Origin of the sequence: Methylobacterium sp. CCH5-D2 (assembly GCF_001556475.1) — a bacterium.
Lineage (GTDB): Bacteria > Pseudomonadota > Alphaproteobacteria > Rhizobiales > Beijerinckiaceae > Methylobacterium > Methylobacterium hispanicum.
Genome location: NZ_LSIX01000351.1, coordinates 1 through 2905, shown reverse-complemented (window position 1 = coordinate 2905; position 2905 = coordinate 1). Strand labels below are relative to the sequence as shown.

General features: G+C 71.3%; 3 protein-coding genes. 1 reads left to right on the top strand and 2 read right to left on the bottom strand.

The window, feature by feature from the left end:
- Nucleotides 1–212 precede the first annotated feature (212 nt).
- Entirely contained in the window at nt 213–1022 is an 810-nt protein-coding gene (gene xth / locus AX737_RS09225; protein ID WP_066920793.1) for an exodeoxyribonuclease III, read from the bottom strand.
- Between the two features lie 178 nt (nt 1023–1200).
- Between xth and AX737_RS09220 the strand changes: the two genes are divergently transcribed.
- Nucleotides 1201–1917: a lysophospholipid acyltransferase family protein gene (locus tag AX737_RS09220; RefSeq protein ID WP_066920790.1), complete on the top strand. Its 717-nt coding sequence runs from the start codon at nt 1201–1203 to the stop codon at nt 1915–1917.
- Between the two features lie 216 nt (nt 1918–2133).
- On the opposite strand, the gene AX737_RS09215 is transcribed toward AX737_RS09220, so the two are convergent.
- Nucleotides 2134–2905 (bottom strand): outer-membrane lipoprotein carrier protein LolA (locus tag AX737_RS09215; protein ID WP_066920788.1); only part of this gene is annotated, 772 nt, incomplete at its 5' end.

The following is a 2905-nucleotide window of genomic DNA, read 5'->3' as shown; positions in this document are numbered from 1 at the left end:
GGCCTGACGGCCGGGCCACCCTCCCCCGCAGAGGGGGGAGGGAGATCACGAGGAACTTAGTACGGACGGGTGCGGTGGTTCGGCGTGCCGTAGCGGCGGCGCAGCCAGGAGACGACGCGGGGGAGCAGGAAGGCGAGCAGGAGCTTGCGCATGAGGGCCTCATCAAGGGTTCGTGATGCCGGCCAATGCGCGAGGCGGCGCCTCTGTTCCCCTCAGAGCTCGAGTGCCAGCGTCACCGGCACGTGGTCGGAGGGGCGCTCCCAGCCGCGGGTCTCGCGCGAGACGGTGACGGCCCGCACCGTGCCGGCCAGATCCGGCGAGACCCAGGCGTGGTCGAGGCGCCGGCCCTTGTTGGCGAGCTCCCAGTTCGGCGAGCGGTAGCTCCACCACGTGTAGATCTTCTCGGGCTCCGGGGTGAGGTGGCGGGCCGCGTCGATCCAGCCGGCCTCGCCCCGCAGGGTCTCCAGCGCCTCGGTCTCGGCGGGGGTGTGGCTCACCACGTCGAGGAGCTGCTTGTGCGACCAGACGTCGTGCTCGAGCGGTGCCACGTTGAGGTCGCCGACGAGGATCGCCGGGCCGGCGACGCGCCGCCCGCCCCAGGCGCGCAGCTCCGCCAGGAAGTCGAGCTTGTGGGCGAATTTCGGGTTCACGTCCCGGTCCGGCACGTCGCCGCCCGCCGGCACGTAGAAATCGTGCAGCACGATCCCGGCGGCGGGCCCGGCCTCCCGCCCCAGCACCGCCGAGATGTGGCGCGCGTCCGGGCGCTCGCAGAAACCCATCATCTCGGGGGAGAGCAGGGGGAAGCGCGAGAGGATCGCGACGCCGTTGTAGCCCTTCTGGCCCGAGAACACGACGTGCTCGTAGCCGCTGCCCGCGAAGGCCTTCAGCGGGAACAGCTCGTTCGGGCACTTCGTCTCCTGCAGGCAGAGCACGTCGGGCCGGTTCTCCTTCAGGAAGCGCAGCACGGAATCGATGCGCAGGCGCACCGAGTTGATGTTCCAGGTGGTGACGGTGAGGCGCACGGGCGAGGCTTTCCGAGCCGGTCGGACGGGGCCGCCCCAGATAGCCGATCCGGCGCGGGCCGACAGTGCATCCGGGTCGCAGCCGCGCGAATTGCCGTGCACCGGGCCGGGGAAGGCGGTATGGGCGCGCTCCGCCGCCGTCCCCGGACGGCCGCCCGTCCCCGAGCCCGACACGCCCTTGCCCTCGCTTCGCTCCGCCTGCTTCAACGCCTACTGGGCCGCCTGGACCGCCCTGTTCCTCGTGCCCCTCCTGGCCTTCGCCGTGAGCGGCGCGCCCGCCCGGCCGATCCGCGCGGCGACCCGGCTCTGGGCGCGCGGCATCCTGTTCGGGCTGCGGGGCATCGTCGGGCTGGGCTACGTCGAGGAGGGGCGCGAGCGCATCCCGGACGGGCCCTGCCTGATCGTGGCCAACCATCAGTCGGCCTGGGAGACCCTGGCCTTCCTGATCCTGGTGCCGGACGTGGCGATCATCGCCAAGCGGGAACTCGTCGCGATTCCCGTGGTCGGCTGGTTCCTGCGCCGCTCGCCGATGATCATCATCGACCGCGCCAACGGCACCCAGGCGCTGCGCACCATGATCGAGGAGAGCCGCGCGGCGGTTGCCGCCGGCCGCTCGGTGCTGATCTTCCCGGAGGGGACGCGCAGCGCCTTCGGGGCGCCGGTGCAGTTCAAGCGCGGGGCGGAGCTGCTCTACGGCAAGCTCGGCCTGCCGGTGCTGCCGGTGGCGGTCAATTCCGGCCTGTACTGGCCGAGCGGCTCGCTCAGCCGGCCCGGCACGGTGGTGGTGAGCTACCTCGCCCCGCTCGCCGCCGGCCTGTCGGCGGCCGCCTTCATGGAGGGGACGGAGCGGGCGATCGACCGGGAGCTCGATCGCTGGCGCCCGGCGGCGGCCTGAGGCGCGACGCTGCCCCTTTCCCGGACGCCTGGAACGAAGTGGTAGGTGATCCGGGATCCAGCGAAAGAAGTGCCGCGAAGCGGCTCGATCTTCATGGACCGATGCAGATCCGGACGCTTCGCGACCTTCGTGTGCTGGATCCCGGATCACCCTCCGCTGACGCTCCGGGCGTCCGGGAAAAGGGCGGCGCGATCCGAAGTCCCGCTGCCCGCCCCCTCAGGGGTTCTGCGACTGCTTGATGCGCTCGGCCATCGCCTTGTCCTCGGCGCGGCCGTAATTGATGAAGAACAGCGACCCGTCGACCGCCTTGCCCCGCTGCAGGTTCGAGAGCTGCACCGTGGTGAGGTAGCCCTGCGGGTCGGTGATCCGCCACTGCGACAGCGTCTTCATCTCGGCGTCGAAGTAGAGCTGGATCTTCGAGGTGCCGCCGAGCGTGGCCCGATCCTCCAGGGCGATGCGGATGCCGCCGGGCTCGTTGACCACCTCGGTCACCGTGAGGTCGCGGGCGAGGTCGATCTTCTCGCGCAGCAGGAATTTCAGCGGCGTCTGGGCGATGAAGTAGAGGTCCTGCGTGCCGAGCTTGCGGTCGCGCACGGCCACCGACTGGCCGTCGGCCACCACCTCCAGCGGCGAGGGCTGGTCGTAGTCGAAGCGCAGCCGCCCGGGCTTCACGAGGCTGAGCTTGCCGCCGATCCGGCGCCCGTCCGCCGAGATCTGCATGAAGCTGCCGGTGAGCGTGTTGAGCCCGTTGAAATAGGCGTTGGCCTGGGCGAGCACGGTGGCGGGATCCGCCTGCTCGAGGGCGGACGGGATCGCCGTGGGGGCTCCCACCGCCGCGACCTTCTCGGATTGAGCCGCCGCCTTGGCCTCGGCGGGCCTGCCCTTGATGCTGCCGGTCTTCTCGTTGGCGGGCTTCTCGGAGGCGGCCTTGGCCTCCTTCGCCCCGTCCTTCTCCTTGCCGGCCTGGGGCTTGGGCGCCGCCTTCTTC